Annotated in this window: 12 protein-coding genes and 1 pseudogene; 11 read left to right on the forward strand and 2 right to left on the reverse strand. The window is 38.3% G+C overall.

Annotation, left to right across the window (positions count from 1 at the left end):
- Window positions 1-81 precede the first annotated feature (81 nt).
- Window positions 82-585: a PPC domain-containing DNA-binding protein gene (locus tag JTI58_RS11410; protein WP_205446707.1), complete on the forward strand. Its 504-nt coding sequence runs from the start codon at window positions 82-84 to the stop codon at window positions 583-585.
- Window positions 586-1,060: 475 nt separating this feature from the next.
- Here JTI58_RS11410 and JTI58_RS11415 read toward each other — a convergent pair whose 3' ends face one another.
- On the reverse strand, window positions 1,061-2,230 hold the full coding sequence (locus JTI58_RS11415) for a pyridoxal phosphate-dependent aminotransferase (RefSeq protein ID WP_205446708.1): 1,170 nt from the start codon (window positions 2,228-2,230) through the stop codon (window positions 1,061-1,063).
- A 96-nt stretch (window positions 2,231-2,326) separates the two neighbouring features.
- Between JTI58_RS11415 and JTI58_RS11420 the strand changes: the two genes are divergently transcribed.
- Window positions 2,327-3,121, forward strand: a complete 795-nt coding sequence (locus JTI58_RS11420; protein WP_205446709.1) for a carbon-nitrogen family hydrolase — start codon at window positions 2,327-2,329, stop codon at window positions 3,119-3,121.
- Window positions 3,122-3,175: 54 nt separating this feature from the next.
- Here the strand turns inward: JTI58_RS11420 and JTI58_RS11425 are convergent, their stop codons facing one another.
- Window positions 3,176-4,744 carry a PucR family transcriptional regulator gene (locus JTI58_RS11425; RefSeq protein ID WP_205446710.1) on the reverse strand — a complete coding sequence of 523 codons (1,569 nt, stop codon included), beginning with the start codon at window positions 4,742-4,744 and terminating at the stop codon, window positions 3,176-3,178.
- Between the two features lie 233 nt (window positions 4,745-4,977).
- Here JTI58_RS11425 and JTI58_RS11430 point away from each other — a divergent pair.
- The 9 genes and pseudogenes from JTI58_RS11430 to JTI58_RS11470 all read left to right on the forward strand — a co-directional run bounded on the left by JTI58_RS11430 (window position 4,978) and on the right by JTI58_RS11470 (window position 16,162).
- Window positions 4,978-6,390: pseudogene (locus JTI58_RS11430) on the forward strand (amino acid permease).
- Between the two features lie 22 nt (window positions 6,391-6,412).
- Window positions 6,413-7,942, forward strand: coding sequence for a CoA-acylating methylmalonate-semialdehyde dehydrogenase (locus tag JTI58_RS11435; protein WP_205446711.1), 1,530 nt, complete (start codon window positions 6,413-6,415; stop codon window positions 7,940-7,942).
- 33 nt (window positions 7,943-7,975) lie between these two features.
- Window positions 7,976-9,328, forward strand: coding sequence for an aspartate aminotransferase family protein (locus JTI58_RS11440; RefSeq protein WP_205446712.1), 1,353 nt, complete (start codon window positions 7,976-7,978; stop codon window positions 9,326-9,328).
- Between the two features lie 492 nt (window positions 9,329-9,820).
- Complete coding sequence (locus JTI58_RS11445) at window positions 9,821-11,404, forward strand: glutathione ABC transporter substrate-binding protein (protein ID WP_205446713.1); 1,584 nt, start codon at window positions 9,821-9,823, stop codon at window positions 11,402-11,404.
- A gap of 65 nt (window positions 11,405-11,469) precedes the next feature.
- The gene (locus JTI58_RS11450; RefSeq protein WP_205446714.1) at window positions 11,470-12,393 is read left to right on the forward strand and encodes an ABC transporter permease; all 924 of its coding nucleotides are present in this window, start codon (window positions 11,470-11,472) and stop codon (window positions 12,391-12,393) included.
- 13 nt (window positions 12,394-12,406) lie between these two features.
- On the forward strand, window positions 12,407-13,303 hold the full coding sequence (locus tag JTI58_RS11455; RefSeq protein ID WP_205446715.1) for an ABC transporter permease: 897 nt from the start codon (window positions 12,407-12,409) through the stop codon (window positions 13,301-13,303).
- 11 nt (window positions 13,304-13,314) lie between these two features.
- Window positions 13,315-14,307 (forward strand): ABC transporter ATP-binding protein, encoded by a 993-nt coding sequence (locus JTI58_RS11460; RefSeq protein ID WP_205446716.1) that lies wholly within the window; start codon window positions 13,315-13,317, stop codon window positions 14,305-14,307.
- On the forward strand, window positions 14,300-15,265 hold the full coding sequence (locus JTI58_RS11465; RefSeq protein ID WP_205446717.1) for an ABC transporter ATP-binding protein: 966 nt from the start codon (window positions 14,300-14,302) through the stop codon (window positions 15,263-15,265). Before JTI58_RS11460 ends, JTI58_RS11465 begins: the two co-directional genes overlap by 8 nt.
- Window positions 15,266-15,283: 18 nt before the next feature.
- Entirely contained in the window at window positions 15,284-16,162 is an 879-nt protein-coding gene (locus JTI58_RS11470; RefSeq protein ID WP_205446718.1) for a sugar phosphate isomerase/epimerase family protein, read from the forward strand.
- Window positions 16,163-16,174 lie beyond the last annotated feature (12 nt).

A 16,174-nucleotide genomic window follows, 5' to 3' on the forward strand; every position in this document is an offset into this window, starting at 1 on the left:
TTTATAGGGTATAGTAAGTCAATAATTAATTTTTAAAATTTTTATATAATTATAATATTTCGACGTGAAAGAGGGATAACAATGTCTGTGAGAGTTAATTATGGTATAGGTTCATTTGGTAGGGTTATTAGTGCTCGACTTCTAATAGGGACAGATATCATTGAGGGAATTGAGGCGCTCTGTGAAGAGAATCATATTGAGTCAGCAACGATTGTTAGCTGTATTGGTAGCTTTCAAAAAAGTAGCTTTGTATATTTAGTGCCAGATGCAACAGCTCAGATTCAAGTTCGTTTTAGTGATGTGGTTAAAAAAGATGGACCACTTGAATTTATTCAAGGCTCTGGTGTGGTGTGTAAGCGTGACGGGGGATATGAAACACATTTCCATGGTTCTATGAGCGATCAATGGGGTGTTGTGTCAGGTGGGCATTTAATAAAAGGGGGAAATCCTGTTATTACTGCTGACATAGTACTGGCTGAGGTACAAGGTATTCAACATATTCGAAAATTGGATGATGAAACAGGTCATGTTCAATTTTATCCATTAGAAAATGGTTTAGGGCAGCCAAGGAAAATCGAAAAATAATGATCCTGTAGCTAGAGTTAGCTACAGGACACATGTTGTGGAAAAAAGATCATGTCACTAGCAGAAATAGACCTTTTAGCAAGGTGAGGGGTTGATTTCCGTTCCGCCAGCGTCCTTTCCAGGGGGCGTCCGATGAGCCGCTTCACTCACTTCCGTTCGCTCCAAGGTCTCCTCTGTGACGCTAAATCCTCCTAGGAGTGACGCTGGCTCCACTCCAATCAACCATTCTGTAAAAATGTCTTTCCCTCTTTCATACTAGTAGTAGTGAACAAAATAACTCATTATTTGTATGATTAGAGAGAGGATAGGCTCTTATTTTCAATGTGGAGAGATGATTAGTCACAACAACCCTCAATAAAAATGAGTAGTGTACACCTTCATTTTATTTGTACAACCTTTGTTAAGACGATAACACTTTTATGGATTGGGGTGGAAGGCCTTTTCACCTTTCACAAATAATCTATTGATGACATTGTCATTTGTTAAATAATTGTAATTGCTCGATTCTATGGATTGCTTCACGTAAACGTTCCTCGCTTACCAACAAACCGATACGGATGTAACCTTCGCCATATTGACCGAAACCATTGCCAGCTGCCACAGCAATATCAGCTTTTTCAAGCAATAGATCGGCAAATTGTTCGCTTGTATAGCCTAGTGGTACAGGGAGCCATGCGAAGAAGGAGCCTTTTGGAGCCGTAACATGCCAGCCGATTCTTTGAGCTTCTTCAATGAGTACATTTCGGCGACGCTCATAAGTAGCTCGTAGTTCATCCGCACATTGTTGGGAAGCTGTCAGTGCTACTGCTGCTGCTTGTTGAATAGCAGGGAATTGACTACAAAACAGATGATCCTGAATAAGATTAATAGCAGCAATAATCTCGGCATTCCCAACGGCGAAGCCTATACGCCAGCCTGCCATATTATAGGTTTTCGATAGGGTATACATTTCAATCCCAACTTCTTTTGCACCCTCTGCTTGTAGGAAGCTAATTGGTTTATTACCGTCAAATCCTATTGCTCCATAAGCAAAATCGTGTGATACGATAATATTGTGTTCCTTCGCAAAACGAACGGTTTCTTCAAAAAACGCGAGTGTTGCTGTACCACCTGTAGGATTGTTCGGGTAATTTAGGTAAAGTAGCTTTGCCTTTTCTTTCACTTCATCAGATAATGCATCATAATCAGGTAAGAAATCATTTTCAGCAAAAAGTGGCATCACTTCAAAATTAACATCCCCTAATACGACACCTGATAAGTAATCTGGATAGCCAGGGTCTGGTAAGAGCATCGTGTCGCCAGGGTTTAACACAGCTAAAGGTAGTTCAACTAGACCTATTTTTGTCCCACCAAGAATCGCTACCTCTGTGTCAGGATTTAGTTCCACATGATATTCACGTTGATAAAAGTCGGCAGCTGCTTGGCGTAATTCAGCAATACCTCGAAATGGTGAATATTTATGGTTTTGTGGGTTTTCAGCCGCCTCCTGTAATGCTTGAATGATGTGAGGAGGCGTGGGTTGGTCGGGATTTCCTTGCCCAAGGTTAATGACATCACGTCCTTCTTCTAAGGCTGTGTTTACTTTTTGAACGAGTGCTGCAAAAAATTGAGTGGGTAGTTGCTGTAGTTTTTTAGAGAATTCCATGCATAATCACCTTTTTCAGAATATAATAATTATTATTGAAGAATATGAAGCAAATAGTATTACTTTTTCTGTTAATTGTCTAGAGGAGGAATAGATATGAAAATCGGTTGTATTCAATTAAATGTTGGCTTTGGCAAAGTTGAAGAAAATTTTGCACGTGCTGAGGATAAGATTCGAGAAGCTGCAAAACAAGGGGCAGAAATTATTGTGTTACCTGAAATGTGGAATACAGGCTATGCTTTGGAAAAACTGCCTGAGCTAGCGGATAGCGATGGGGGGCGGACAAAAGCCTTTTTAGCTAAACTAGCTAAGGAACTAGATGTACATATTGTAGGTGGCTCTGTTTCAACAAAGAAAGGCGACAAATTTTATAATACGATGTATACCTTTGATCGTAATGGAGAGCTTGTAGGGGAATATAGCAAGGCACATCTTTTCCGTTTAATGGACGAGCATCTTTACTTAGAGGCAGGGAATGAAATGAATCGTTTTGCTCTAGGTGACATTGAAGCTGCTGGTGTTATTTGCTATGATATTCGCTTCCCAGAATGGTTACGTGCCCATGCATTACAAGGAGCAAAGGTATTCTTTGTACCAGCGCAGTGGCCAACTCCAAGGATTGACCATTGGAAAACATTGCTGCAGGCTCGTGCAATTGAAAATCAATGCTTTGTCATAGCAGTTAATCGTATTTCGAAAAAGGTAGAAAACTTTAATGGGCAGTCTATGATTATTCAGCCTTGGGGAGAAGTACTTTGGGTTGGTGCTGAGGACGAGGAAGTAGCGGTGATCGATGTAGACTTTTCGATTGTCGATGAAGTACGTGGAAGAATCCCTGTTTACGATGATCGCAGACCTGGACTGTATCAGGATGTAGTTGTGAAAGGGTAATAAAGGGGCACGCATAGGAGGGGAGATCCCCTTTTGAGCGTGCCAACTTTTTTTCTAGCTCTTATCCTCGATCAATGAATTGGCTAGTAGCATAAATTCAAGTGTAATGCGGTTATGCCCCTTCATAAAATTTTTTCCTAGTAAACTTTCAAGCTTTTTTAAGCGGTGATAGAGTGTTTGACGCACAATAAACAATTGGTTCGCTGTTTGCTGTTTAGAGCCATTTGTTTGTAAATACACCTGTAATGTTTCGAGGAGCTTGCTGTTGTTTTTTTCATCGTATTCAATAACGGGCTGTAAATAGTCGTATATCACTTCCTGTAAATTCACTTGCATTTGTAATTTATAGATTAAATGATATAAATGCAGATCATCATAAAAGAACGAGGACGTTTGTACCTTTCGACAAATATATAAGGTTTCTAGGGCAGTTTGATAGCTTTTTGGAATTTCATCAACATCACAAACCACTTTCCCAACGGCTATCTGATAGCCCTGTGTTTGCTGCTTTTTATAAAATTCAGTTTTGGGTAAGGAGGAAAACAGGTTATTTAATATATCACGAGTGGCTTTACTATCTTTTGTATGAAGTAAAATAAAAATAACATAGCTCTTTCTTTCAAATAAAAATGGAATAAAGCCATGCTGCTCAAAGAGATTACGATAATAAAGCTTACTATAGACAATATCCTCTTGTGCCTTTGTCAAAGTATTAGGAGAGGCTAAAATAAAGACAGCCCCACTAGATTGTGTGTAGTTAGCGTAATGTGTAACGATAAATTTATAGATTTCCTCCTTAGATAGTTTTTGATCAATCCAATCGGCTAAAATCGAAGCATCCTCAATATTCTTTTTTTCCTCAATATAAAACTCTCGCATTAAAAGCTGTGCTAACGCTGTTGCTGTACGATCCAATATTAATAATTCAAACTCTGAGAAAAGCCCATCTTCCCGATAAAGTGTTAAATCGGCATAATGTTGATCAAAAATAAAAATAGGCTCATGTTTAAACTGCTGAGTAGACTTGTGCAATGCTAGTAATTGCTGACGCTTTTTGTGTGCCATATTCGGAAAAAAGATAGGCGCCCGTCCCTTAATGGAAAACATGATTTGTGTTTTCAATTCATTATACATATTTTGTAAAATATCCTCTGTATTTTGCCCTAAGACTGCATTTTTGTTCAAAGCTTGTGAGTAAGATTCTAGCGAAGAGATCAATAGATATTGCTGATTGATAATTTGGCTATGTAAATCCTGTGTAATACGAACAAAAGGAACCGCTTCATGAAAAACGATAATAGGAAACTGATGACGGTTAGCTAGTGCTAATATTGCTTCAGGAACTGCTTGAATAGAGGAGCCATATTCAATACAAAGAGCGGCACAATTTTTTTGAATGATGGCTTCTATAAATGCAGTAAAGTCCTCAATGCTATGTTGGAGACTTATCCCCGTTGTTAATACTAACTCTTCACCAACTAAAAAATTATCAACATGTATGATTTCTAGAACATGTGCCCATTTGACGATTCTTGTTAATCCCTCATGACCTGCTACTACCTCTGCCTTTTGAAAATATTTATTGTTCAAAACATCTAGTACTTTTAGTTGAAACGGGCTCAATTTTGCCCCTCCTTTTGACATACTTACCTTCAGATTAATTTTAATTATTTCTGCTTAGTGCTACAAATTATCTTAGAAAATCGTTTTCAAATTATTTTAAGAATATTTAGTCTATTTTACATTATGTATAAAACAAAAGTATAGAATTTTACAGTTTGTCTATTACTTCAACGTTATGAAAGATGTAAGATTTTTGTAAGCGATCAAGCAATTTACTAAAAGAGGTGACAGATATGGGGCAACAAACGCATTTGCAAAGAGGATTAAAAAAGCGGCATATGACGATGATTGCGATTGCCGGAGTAATCGGTGCTGGTCTATTTATGGGAAGTGGCTCGGTCATTAACTTAGCTGGCCCAGGGGCAATTTTATCGTATATATTTGCAGGAATTATCGTTGTATTAGTTATGCGTATGCTAGGTTAGATGGCGGCTGTCAATCCAACGAGTGGGTCGTTTGCACACTATGCACATGAAGCCATTGGTCCGTGGGCAGGTTTTATGATTGGATGGCTGTACTGGTTTTTCTGGGTGATTGCGATTGCTTTAGAGGCCACAGCGGCAGCAGCCATTATTCAATATTGGTATGACGGGATTCCTTTATGGCTAGTAAGTCTGTTATTGACCGTAGCACTTACTTTAACAAATGTTCTTTCTGTCAAAGCTTTTGGTGAGTTTGAGTATTGGTTCTCTCTTATTAAGGTTGCAAGTATAGTCGTTTTTCTTGGTCTTGGTGCATTTATTATTTTTGGTATCGCCCCTAACTTTAATGCTGTAGGTATGACCAACTTAGTTGAACAGGGCGGTTTTTTACCAAACGGTTTTGGCGCTGTTCTAATGGGTGTCGTCATAGTTATTTTTTCTTTTATGGGGACAGAGATCGTGGCCATTGCTGCTGGTGAATCGGATGAACCTTTAGCAGCTGTTACGAAAGCTACCAATTCTATTACTTGGCGTATTTTAATTTTCTATGTGGGTTCTATAGCAGTTGTTGTGACGCTATTACCTTGGCATTCCTCAGATATTTTAACAAGTCCTTATGTAGCGGTACTTGACTATATTGGTATTCCTGCTGCTGCACAAATTATGAATTTTGTTGTTTTAACTGCAGTATTATCGTGCCTAAATTCAGCACTTTATGCTACATCACGAATGGTGTTTTCTTTAGCGGAAAAAGGAGAAGCACCAAAAGCGTTTTTAAAATTAAACAAAAATGGTGCACCTGTCAATGCCATACTTGCCGCAACATTTTTCTCGTATATTGCGGTCATAATGAATTATGTTTCACCAGATAAAGTATTTATGTTTTTATTAAGTTCTTGTAGTGCTATTAAGTTAATTCTTTATTTAATCATTGCCTTTTCACAATTAAGAATGCGACGAAAGATTGAACAAGAAAATCCAGAGCTATTAAAGGTGAAGATGTGGCTATTTCCGTATTTAACGTATTTCACAATACTAGCAACAACAGCATTACTCATTGCGATGTTCTTTATAGAGTCAATGCGCTCACAAATTTTATTTACATGCGTTATTGTGGCCATTGTGATGATTTTCTATATGCTTACTCAAAAGAAAAAGGTGATTAAACAAGCCGATGAATCAAGTTCCCTTTTCACAAAAGACGAGTTTGATTTTGAACAATAAGACGATGAAGGAGTGATCCATTATGACAGTTCAGCAAGAAATGAAAACGCTAACACATTTTATCAAAGGAGAAGAGGTAGCAGGTACAAGTAACAGATTCTCAGAAGTATATAATCCATCAACAGGTGAGGTCATTGCAAGAGTACCGCTTGCTTCAAGAGACGAGGTAAAGCATGCTATTCGGCTTGCAAAAGAAGTCTTTCCAGCATGGAAAAAAACATCCATTGGTAAGCGGGTAGAAGTATTACATCGATTCCGTCAGCTGTTAGTAGAAAAGCAGGAAGAGCTTATCTCTGTGATTTGCCAGGAAAGTGGGAAAACAAAGGAAGACGCGAAGGGTGAAATTGTTCGGGGGATTGAATCAGTGGATATGGCAATCAGTGCCCCACAAATGCTAAAAGGGGAGTACTCCGTTAATGTGGGTGGTAATATTAATGCCTTTTCTGCCAAGTCGCCACTTGGCGTAGTGGCTACGATCGCACCATTTAATTTCCCTGTTATGGTACCTCTCGCAATTACAAGTATGGCTGTTGCAGTGGGGAATGCCGTTATTCTAAAGCCATCTGAACGTGTACCTATCTCAGCATTATACTTGAGCCAATTATGGAAAGAGGCAGGTCTGCCAGACGGTATTTGGACAGTTGTCAATGGTGACAAAGAGGCAGTGGATGAATTGCTAGAAAACAAAGAGATTCAAGCTATCTCATTTGTTGGTTCCACGCCTGTTGCTGAATATATTTATCAAACTGGGACAAAGCACAATAAACGTGTGGCAGCATTTGGTGGTGGGAAGAATTTCATGATTGTTATGCCAGACGCCAATTTAGAACAAACAGCAAATGCCTTTTTAGGAGCAGCATATGGCGCAGCATCTCAGCGCTGTATGGCTATTTCCGGTGCACTTGTTGTAGGCAAGGATACGGAGCAACGTTTTACGGAAATATTGAAAAATAAAATTTCTCAACTAAAGGTTGGGCCTTATACAGAGCAAGACGTCGATTTTGGTCCAGTCATTACTAAACAGTCCAAGGATACAATTATACGCTATATCGATGGGGCAGTCAGTGAAGGGGCAAATCTTGTCATCGACGGAAGAAATCCAAAAGTATGTGAAACGTCTAATGGTTTTTATCTTGGTCCTACTTTACTTAATCATGTCACACCAGAAATGACGATCTTCAAAGAGGAGGTCTTTGGCCCAGCACGTATTGTAGTGGGGGTGGACTCTCTACAAAAGGCTATCGATTTAATAAATGATCATGAGCTTGGTAATGGTGTCACAATGTTTACAAGCAGTGGAGCGGCGGCACGTAAATTCCAAGAAGAAATAGAAGTGGGCATGGTAGGGGTTAATGTGCCAATCCCAATCCCAGTTGGCTATCACAACTTTGGTGGATGGAAACGATCTAAGTTTGGTGAAGGGCATATGTTTGGCCCAGATCAGGCGAGATTCTTTACAAAGGCAAAAACGATTTCTGAACGTTGGCCCGATGAGACAGAGGATACAGCAAGCTCCTTTGCGTTCCCAAGTAATGACGATGCGAAAAACTAATGTAAGAAAAATAATAGTAAGGGGTGTTTGGCGATGACGCAGATCAATCTTAAAAGTGATGTATTAGCAAAGGATGAGCAATATGTATGGCATTCCATGAAACCTTATAATCCGCAGGCTACGTATGTGGTGGAGAAATCTGATGGTGCAAGAATCATTGATACAGATGGTGTAGAATATATTGATGCGATGGCTGGGCTATGGTGTGTCAACGTTGGTTATGGTCGTAAAGAATTAGCGGATGCAGCACATGAACAAATGATGAAAAATGCATATGCACCTTTATCTCAGGGACATTTGCCTGCAGTAGAATTAGCTGAAAAGCTAAATGAAATGCTTGGTGGCGATTATGTTATTTTCTTCTCTAATAGTGGGTCAGAGGCAAATGAAACAGCATTTAAAATAGCGCGACAATATCATCAGCAAAAAGGGCAAAGTTCTCGCTATAAAGTTGTCTCTCGTTACCGTGCGTATCATGGTAACTCCTTTGGGGCATTAGCGGCAACAGGGCAGGCAGAACGTAAATATAAATATGAGCCACTGTCACCAGGTTTTATCCATGTTGCACCACCTGATCAATATCGTGAACATGAAAGTGATACGAGCGCGCCATTAGATTTAGCAAGTGTAAAGGCTGTAGATAAAACCATGACATGGGAACTGAGCGATACGATTGCAGCGATGATCTTAGAGCCTATTATTACAGGTGGTGGTGTCATTATGCCTCCAGAAAACTATTTAAAAGGTATTGAGGAAGTATGTAAAAAACACGGCGCTTTAATGATTGTGGATGAGGTTATTTGTGGTTTTGGTCGAACAGGTAGGCCCTTTGGATTTATGAATTATGGTGTAAAGCCTGATATTATTACGATGGCGAAAGGAATTACAAGTGCTTATTTACCACTATCAGCTACAGCGGTAAAGCGAGAAATATATGAGGCATTTACAGGCTCCGAAGCATACGGCTATTTCCGCCATGTAAATACATTTGGTGGCTCACCAGTGGCATGTGCAGTCGCATTAAAAAATATTGAGATTCTTGAGCAAGAGGCGTTATTTGACCGTTCTAAGGAAATTGGTGCTGCAACACTTGAAACATTGCAACAAGAATTACAGCATCACCCAAATGTAGGGGATGTACGAGGCAAAGGTTTATTGATTGGAATTGAATTAGTGGTAGATAAAGTTTCGAAAGAACCTTTACCCGTGGAGAAAGTGAATGCTGTCATTGCAGCATGTAAAGGGCAAGGGGTCATCATTGGGAAAAATGGAGCTACCGTAGCAGGGTTTAATAATGTCTTAACGTTATCACCACCACTTAATATTGCACAAGAAGATCTTGACCGTATACTAAATGTGGTTGTGAATAGTTTAAATACGCTATAGTGACTATTCATAAAAGTTCTAAAAGCCGTGTAATAAAGGCTTTTAGAGCTTTTATTGTAGTACTTTGGAGCATAAATGAGCTATAGGGATAATTATTATAGCTCAATAAAAATAATTATAAAATTCAGAAATTTATTAAAATAATACTGGAAATATTAGATTTCATAGTTTATAGTTGTTAAAAAATAATTAATTTTCTGATAAAAATTTTAAGAAATGTCCTGATAGGGTATATTTTTTTAATTACTTATTTTCAGCAGTGGAATAAATACATCTTGTAATTTGAACTATACTTTCTGATTAAAAGCAATTGTGATAGTTGAGGAAGCGATGTCTTGCCTGAATTGAATTGTCTAATCATAAGAAAATATAGTTAATTTTTTACCTACTTATTTTCAGCAGTGGAGAAAATAAATGTTTTTTGGTAATTATATTTCTTAAATTAAATTATAAGAAATATTTTTATATATTTTTACAAAGGGAGTAGATGAGATGAATTATGTTAAAAAATTGGTTTTTGTAATTCTATGTACGTTGCTTTTAGCGGCATGCGCAGAGAAAGACAATTCTAACGCATCAAATACTGGGGATAAGTCTACTACAGAATCAGGTACAGCTAGTTCTAAAAATGAACTTGTCATCGCTGTAAATGAAAATTTTATTTCAATGGATCCGCATAACACAGGGGATACTAATTCGAGTTCTGTACAGGAGACAATGCTAGAAGGTTTGCTAGGCTTCGATGCAGATGGACAAATTATTAAGGTTTTAGCAGATGATTATTCAATTAGTGAAGACGCTCTTGTCTATACGTTCAAACTTAAAGAAGGGGTTACCTTCCATGACGGGGAACAGTTTAATGCTGAGGCTGTAAAGGCCAATATTGAACGAATCATGAATGATGAAAGCTTACGCTTATATTCTCGTGGCTTTAGCTTAATCAGCAATGTTGAAATTCTAGGCGACTATGAAATTAAAGTTACTTTAGAAGAACCATATGGACCAATGATTACTCGATTCGGAGTTGCCAAAATGATTAGTCCAAAAATGATTAAAGAAAATTCAGCAGATATACCTAAAAAACCTGTTGGTACAGGTCCTTATAAATTTGTGGAATGGGTACAAGGAGACCATTTAACAATTGAAAACTTTGATGGCTATTGGGATGGTGGAGAACGTGTTGCTAAAATCACCTATAAACCAGTGCCAGAAAACGGATCTCGCGTAGCGATGCTAAAAGCGGGTGATGCACAGGTTATCTATCCAGTGCCAGCTCAAAATATTGATGAGCTTTCTAATAGTAAAGATGTAGAAGTTAATAAGGTTCCTTCTACAATTGCACACTATGTTTCCTTAAATACCTATAAAAAACCTTTGGATGATATTAAAGTTCGACAAGCCTTTAACTATGCGGTGGACAAGGATGCTTATTTAAAAGTGGTGAATGCAGGGCTGGGTGTACCATTAGACTCCATTATTCCTTCAAAAACCGTTTATTATAAGCAACAAAAAATGTATGAACACAATATTGAAAAGGCAAAGGAATTGTTGGCTGAGGCAGGCTATCCTGATGGCTTCGAGATTGAAATCTGGGGGAACACAAACTCGGATACGATGAAAGGCATGCAGTTTATTCAACAACAGTTAGGTCAAATCGGTGTAAAAGTAGAAATTAAATCAATGGAAGAAGGCACTTTATCAGACGAAATCTATGGTGCACAAACACCAGATGATGCGAAATTACAAATGTGGTATGTGAGTTGGTCAGCCTATGCTTCGGATATAACGAATGCGACAAAGCCTCTTTTCCATAGCGTATCATTCCCACCAAATGGTGCAAATACAGCTTACTATCATAATACGGAGGCAGATCAATTAATGGATGAAGCTAACTCCATTTCAGATGTAGATCGCCAAGCTGAACTATATGAAAAATTACAGGAAATCGTTTATCAAGATACACCTTGGATTTTCTTAGGGGTAGATGAGGTTGTATATGGTGTACGTTCAAATGTCAGCGGTGTACTAGTAAACCCGACAGGTGGACTAGATGTGAAAAATGCAAAAGTGGAGTAAAACACAATAAAAGGAATTGATGCTAGTCAATTCCTTTTCTACAAAATAGAAAGGAGGAAGGCGGCGTGTGGAAATATATAGCAAGAAGAACTGTTGAAATGATACCGATATTAATTGTCATTTCCATATTAACATTCTTATTCATTCATTTCATACCAGGTGACCCTGCACGATTAGTAGCTGGTAAAGATGCCACGCTAGAAGATGTTGAAAATGTACGGCATGAGTTGGGTTTAGATAAACCCATTCTTAAACAATACGTGGATTATATGAAAAATCTTATGACGGGTGAGCTTGGCACATCTTTAACAACAGGACTACCTGTCATTGATATGTTTAAAACAAGGTTTATGCCTTCTCTTCATCTTACTTTCCTTTCCATGTTTTGGGCTACATTAATGGGTTTGGTGATTGGTGTTCTTTCTGCCATCAATAAAAACAAATGGCCTGATTATTTTGGAATGGTAACGGCTGTTTCTGGCATTTCGATTCCAGGATTTTGGCTGGGCTTATTATTGATTCAATTATTTTCAGTGCAGCTAGGGTTATTTCCGACAGGTGGATTAGACGGCTTTTCTAGTTATATTTTACCCTCCTTGACCTTAGGAGCTGGCATTATGTCAATGATCGCTCGATTTACTCGTTCTTCCATGCTTGAAACGTTACAAGCAGATTTTATAAGAACAGGGAGAGCAAAAGGACTGAAAGAACACTCCGTTATTGTGACCCATGCTTTAAGAAATTCCTTGATTTCTGTGGTAACAGTAGCAGGACTGCAATTTGGATTTCTCCTAGGAGGATCAGTGGTAGTGGAGACAGTTTTTAGTTTTCCAGGAATGGGACGACTTCTAATCGATTCGATCGCATTTCGAGATTATCCCGTCATTCAGTCTGCACTGCTGTTATTTGCATTTGAATTTATTTTAGTCAATTTAATTGTTGATGTGCTTTATACCGTGTTAAATCCAAAAATCCAATTAAATTCTTAAGGGAGGGAACAAAATGATTTCACCAACTACTGTGCAAAATAGCCAAGTGCAAAATACACAAAAAAAATACTCTCCTCTTAAAGAATTTTGGAAGTCTTTTAAAAAACAAAAGGCTGCTTTGGTAGCAAGTATCTTTATAGGATTGTTAATTGTAGTCGCTTTTATTGGACCTTATATCGCACCGTACGATCCTTTTGAACCCAATTATGATGCTTTATTAGAGGGACCAAGTGCAAGTCATTTGGCAGGAACGGACGAGTATGGTCGAGACATTTTTAGTCGTTTGATAGTAGGCGCAAAAATATCCTTGATGGTGAGTTTTAGTGCCGTATTTTTAGGCCTAATACTAGGAACTATTTTAGGTTTAATTAGCGGTTACTTTGGTGGGTGGATTGACAAAATCATCATGCGTAGCTGTGATGTACTGTTTTCATTCCCTGATTTATTGTTAGCCATTGCCATTGTAGCCTTATTGGGTCCTGGTATTAATAATGTCATCATTGCTGTGATGATCTTTAGTGTGCCATCTTTTGCACGTTTAGTCAGAGGTGCTACATTGAATGCGAAAGAGAATGTATACGTAGAGGCAGCACAATCAATGGGAGCTTCGCATGTTAGGGTGCTGTGGAAACATATTTTCCCTGAAACCATTAGTGAATTAATCATTTTTGTCACAATGCGTATAGGAACAGCCATTTTAGCAGCTTCTGGTTTAAGTTTTTTAGGCTTAGGTGCAAGCCCTGAAATGCCTGAGTGGGGAGTAATGCTAAGTAGTGGGCGTGACTATTTAGGGACATCTTCGCACGTAGTCATCATGCCAGGCATTGCAATATTTTTAACCGTACTAGCATTTAACTTAATAGGTGATGGATTACGAGATGTATTAGATCCAAAAATAAAAAATAATTAAGGAGAATGCCTATGCCAGAACATGTATTGCGAGTAAGTGACTTAGAAACGTCCTTTACGCGTGATAAAAAGGAAATCAAGATTTTAAGAGGTGTCAATTTTTCCATCCGTAAAGGAGAGATATTAGGCTTAGTGGGAGAATCGGGTAGTGGAAAAAGCTTAACATCACTATCCATCATGCAATTATTCCATGGCACTACAGGCAAAATCGTCAATGGCTCTATACATTTTAATGGAGATGACTTGACGAAAATGCCCGAATCAGAAATTCGGAAGATTCGTGGCAAGCAAATGGCCATGATTTTTCAAGAACCTATGACTTCTTTAAATCCTGTCTTAAAAATAGGCAAGCAGTTAATGGAAGCAATTGAGATGCATTTGAAGCTGCCGAAGAACGAAAGTAAGCATCATGCAATCCAAATGTTAAAAAGTGTGGGCATAGGAAGAGCCGAGGAAATCATTTATGAATATCCACATCAGCTATCAGGAGGAATGCGTCAGCGAGTAATGATTGCCATGGCTATGGCCTGCCATCCTAATTTACTCATTGCTGACGAACCAACCACTGCGCTTGATGTCACGATACAAGCTCAAATTTTAGAGCTAATGAAAAAGCTAAAGGAAGAAAATGAGACAGCTATTTTATTAATCACACATGATTTAGGTGTTGTTGCCGAAATGTGCGATAGGGTAGTTGTGATGTATGCAGGGCAGGTTGTAGAGGAAGCAGATGTCTTTGAGTTATTTGCTAGCCCAAAGCATCCCTATACAAAAGGTTTAATTGCATCTGTACCGAAAATTGGTGATAACAAAGAAGTATTAGATTCTATCAATGGTCAAGTGCCATCCCCGCAAAATATGCCGAATGGTTGTAAATTTGCTCCACGATGTAATCAAGCGATGTCTATATGCCATCAGGAGAGTCCACCGACAGTGAAAATTTCAGCTACACGGCAATGTAGCTGCTGGCTATATGCGAAAAAGGATGTGGAAGTAAATGCCTAACAGTATTTTAAAAGTGGAAAACTTAAAAAAAAGCTTTCAAATAGCGGGTGGGTTATTTCAAAAAAAGCAATATGTTAATGCTGTCATAGATGTTTCCTTTGAAATAGAAGAAGGTACGACATTTAGTTTAGTTGGGGAAAGTGGTTGTGGCAAATCAACTACTGGCCGGTTAATCACTAGATTAATAGCACCAACAAATGGAAGTATCGTTGTGGATGGGAAAGAAGTTGCAACTGCAAAGCAATCTGAATTAAAGCATTTAAGGCAAAATGTTCAAATGATTTTTCAAGACCCATATGCCTCATTGAATCCGAGAATGAAGGTAAAGGAGCTTGTTGGTGAGCCTTTAGAAATTCATACAAAACTTTCGAAAGCCGAGCGTGAAAAACTAGTGCTTGAAATGCTGGAAGTCGTTGGATTAAATGCTGAACATGCCGATCGCTATGCGCATGAGTTCAGTGGTGGACAAAGACAGCGTTTAGGCATTGCACGTGCTTTAATAACAAAACCAAAATTAATTATTGCTGATGAGCCTGTGTCTGCGTTGGATGTATCTATACAATCGCAAATATTGAATCTATTAAAGCAATTGCAGCAAGAATATAAAATATCTTATCTCTTTATTTCTCACGATTTAAGTGTTGTAGAACATATTAGCCATTATATAGGTGTCATGTATTTAGGTTCGATTGTAGAAATCGGGCGGAAAGAAACCATATTTAATGAACCAAAGCACCCATATACACAGGCGCTTATTGCTTCTGTGCCTATAGCAGATCCAACATTACGAAAAAAGAAGATCGTTTTAACTGGTGATATTCCGAATCCTAAAAATCCGCCAAGTGGTTGTACCTTCCACACAAGGTGCCCCTTTGCATCAGATATATGTAAGCAAGCTATTCCGGAAATGAAAAAAATTAACGAAGAGCAAAGTGTCGCATGTCACTTTGTCAACTAATCGAGAGGGTGTATATAAATGAAAATAGGGTTAAGCACATATAGTATGGTCAAAAAAATGAGACAGGGGGAAATGAATGTTCTGGATGTTTTGCAATGGGTAGCAGACAACGGAGGGCAGCATGTAGAATTAGTGCCCTATGAATTTACTGTTGTAGATAACTATGAACTTGCAACACAAATTAAAGAAAAAGCAGCAGAGCTAGGATTAGAGCTATCGGCCTATTCGTTGCCAGCTAACTTTATTCAGGATACGGAGGAAGCTTTTCTAGAAGAAGTTGAACGCTTAAAGAAACATGTTGATGTAGTACATCATATGGGCATTAACATTATGCGCCATGATGTTACTCTCTTTACTTTACCAAAGGAGCAGACAACCATTCATTATTACAATGAGCACTTTGAAGAAATGGTGAGAGGCTGTCAGTTGATTGCAGATTACGCGAAGCAATTTAATATTACAACAACGATTGAAAATCATGGCTTTAATGTTCAAACAAGTGATCGTGTACAACAATTAATTCATGCGGTAAACAGAGACAACTTTAAAACAACTTTAGATATCGGGAATTTTTTATGTATTGATGAAGAACCTTTAATTGGTGTTATGAAAAACATTCCTTATGCTGCTACAGTGCATTTCAAAGATTTTTATATTCGTCCTTATTATGAAAATCCTGGTGAGGGCGAATGGTTCCGTACAGTTCATAATAATTACATCAGAGGAGCTATTGTCGGACATGGCGATATAAATATTCGCGAAATTATTAAGCTCGTAAAAGGCAGTGGATATGATGGCTATCTTACAGTGGAGTTTGAAGGTATGGAAGATTGTCAAGTTGGTTCAAAAATAGGAATGGATAATGTACGTCGTTTATGGGACGAATGCAAGCTCTAAAGGGGGAAAGCA

Source organism: Lysinibacillus fusiformis (assembly GCF_016925635.1).
GTDB lineage: Bacteria > Bacillota > Bacilli > Bacillales_A > Planococcaceae > Lysinibacillus > Lysinibacillus fusiformis_F.

What these genes read in the sequence shown, in the direction of transcription:
- JTI58_RS11420 (WP_205446709.1), top strand. Translation starts at nt 2,327, where the DNA reads ATGAAAATCGGTTGTATTCAATTAAATGTTGGCTTTGGCAAAGTTGAA.
- JTI58_RS11440 (WP_205446712.1), top strand. Translation starts at nt 7,976, where the DNA reads ATGACGCAGATCAATCTTAAAAGTGATGTATTAGCAAAGGATGAGCAA.
- JTI58_RS11415 (WP_205446708.1), bottom strand. Translation starts at nt 2,230, where the DNA reads ATGGAATTCTCTAAAAAACTACAGCAACTACCCACTCAATTTTTTGCA.
- JTI58_RS11460 (WP_205446716.1), top strand. Translation starts at nt 13,315, where the DNA reads ATGCCAGAACATGTATTGCGAGTAAGTGACTTAGAAACGTCCTTTACG.
- JTI58_RS11410 (WP_205446707.1), top strand. Translation starts at nt 82, where the DNA reads ATGTCTGTGAGAGTTAATTATGGTATAGGTTCATTTGGTAGGGTTATT.
- JTI58_RS11435 (WP_205446711.1), top strand. Translation starts at nt 6,413, where the DNA reads ATGACAGTTCAGCAAGAAATGAAAACGCTAACACATTTTATCAAAGGA.
- JTI58_RS11455 (WP_205446715.1), top strand. Translation starts at nt 12,407, where the DNA reads ATGATTTCACCAACTACTGTGCAAAATAGCCAAGTGCAAAATACACAA.
- JTI58_RS11445 (WP_205446713.1), top strand. Translation starts at nt 9,821, where the DNA reads ATGAATTATGTTAAAAAATTGGTTTTTGTAATTCTATGTACGTTGCTT.
- JTI58_RS11470 (WP_205446718.1), top strand. Translation starts at nt 15,284, where the DNA reads ATGAAAATAGGGTTAAGCACATATAGTATGGTCAAAAAAATGAGACAG.
- JTI58_RS11465 (WP_205446717.1), top strand. Translation starts at nt 14,300, where the DNA reads ATGCCTAACAGTATTTTAAAAGTGGAAAACTTAAAAAAAAGCTTTCAA.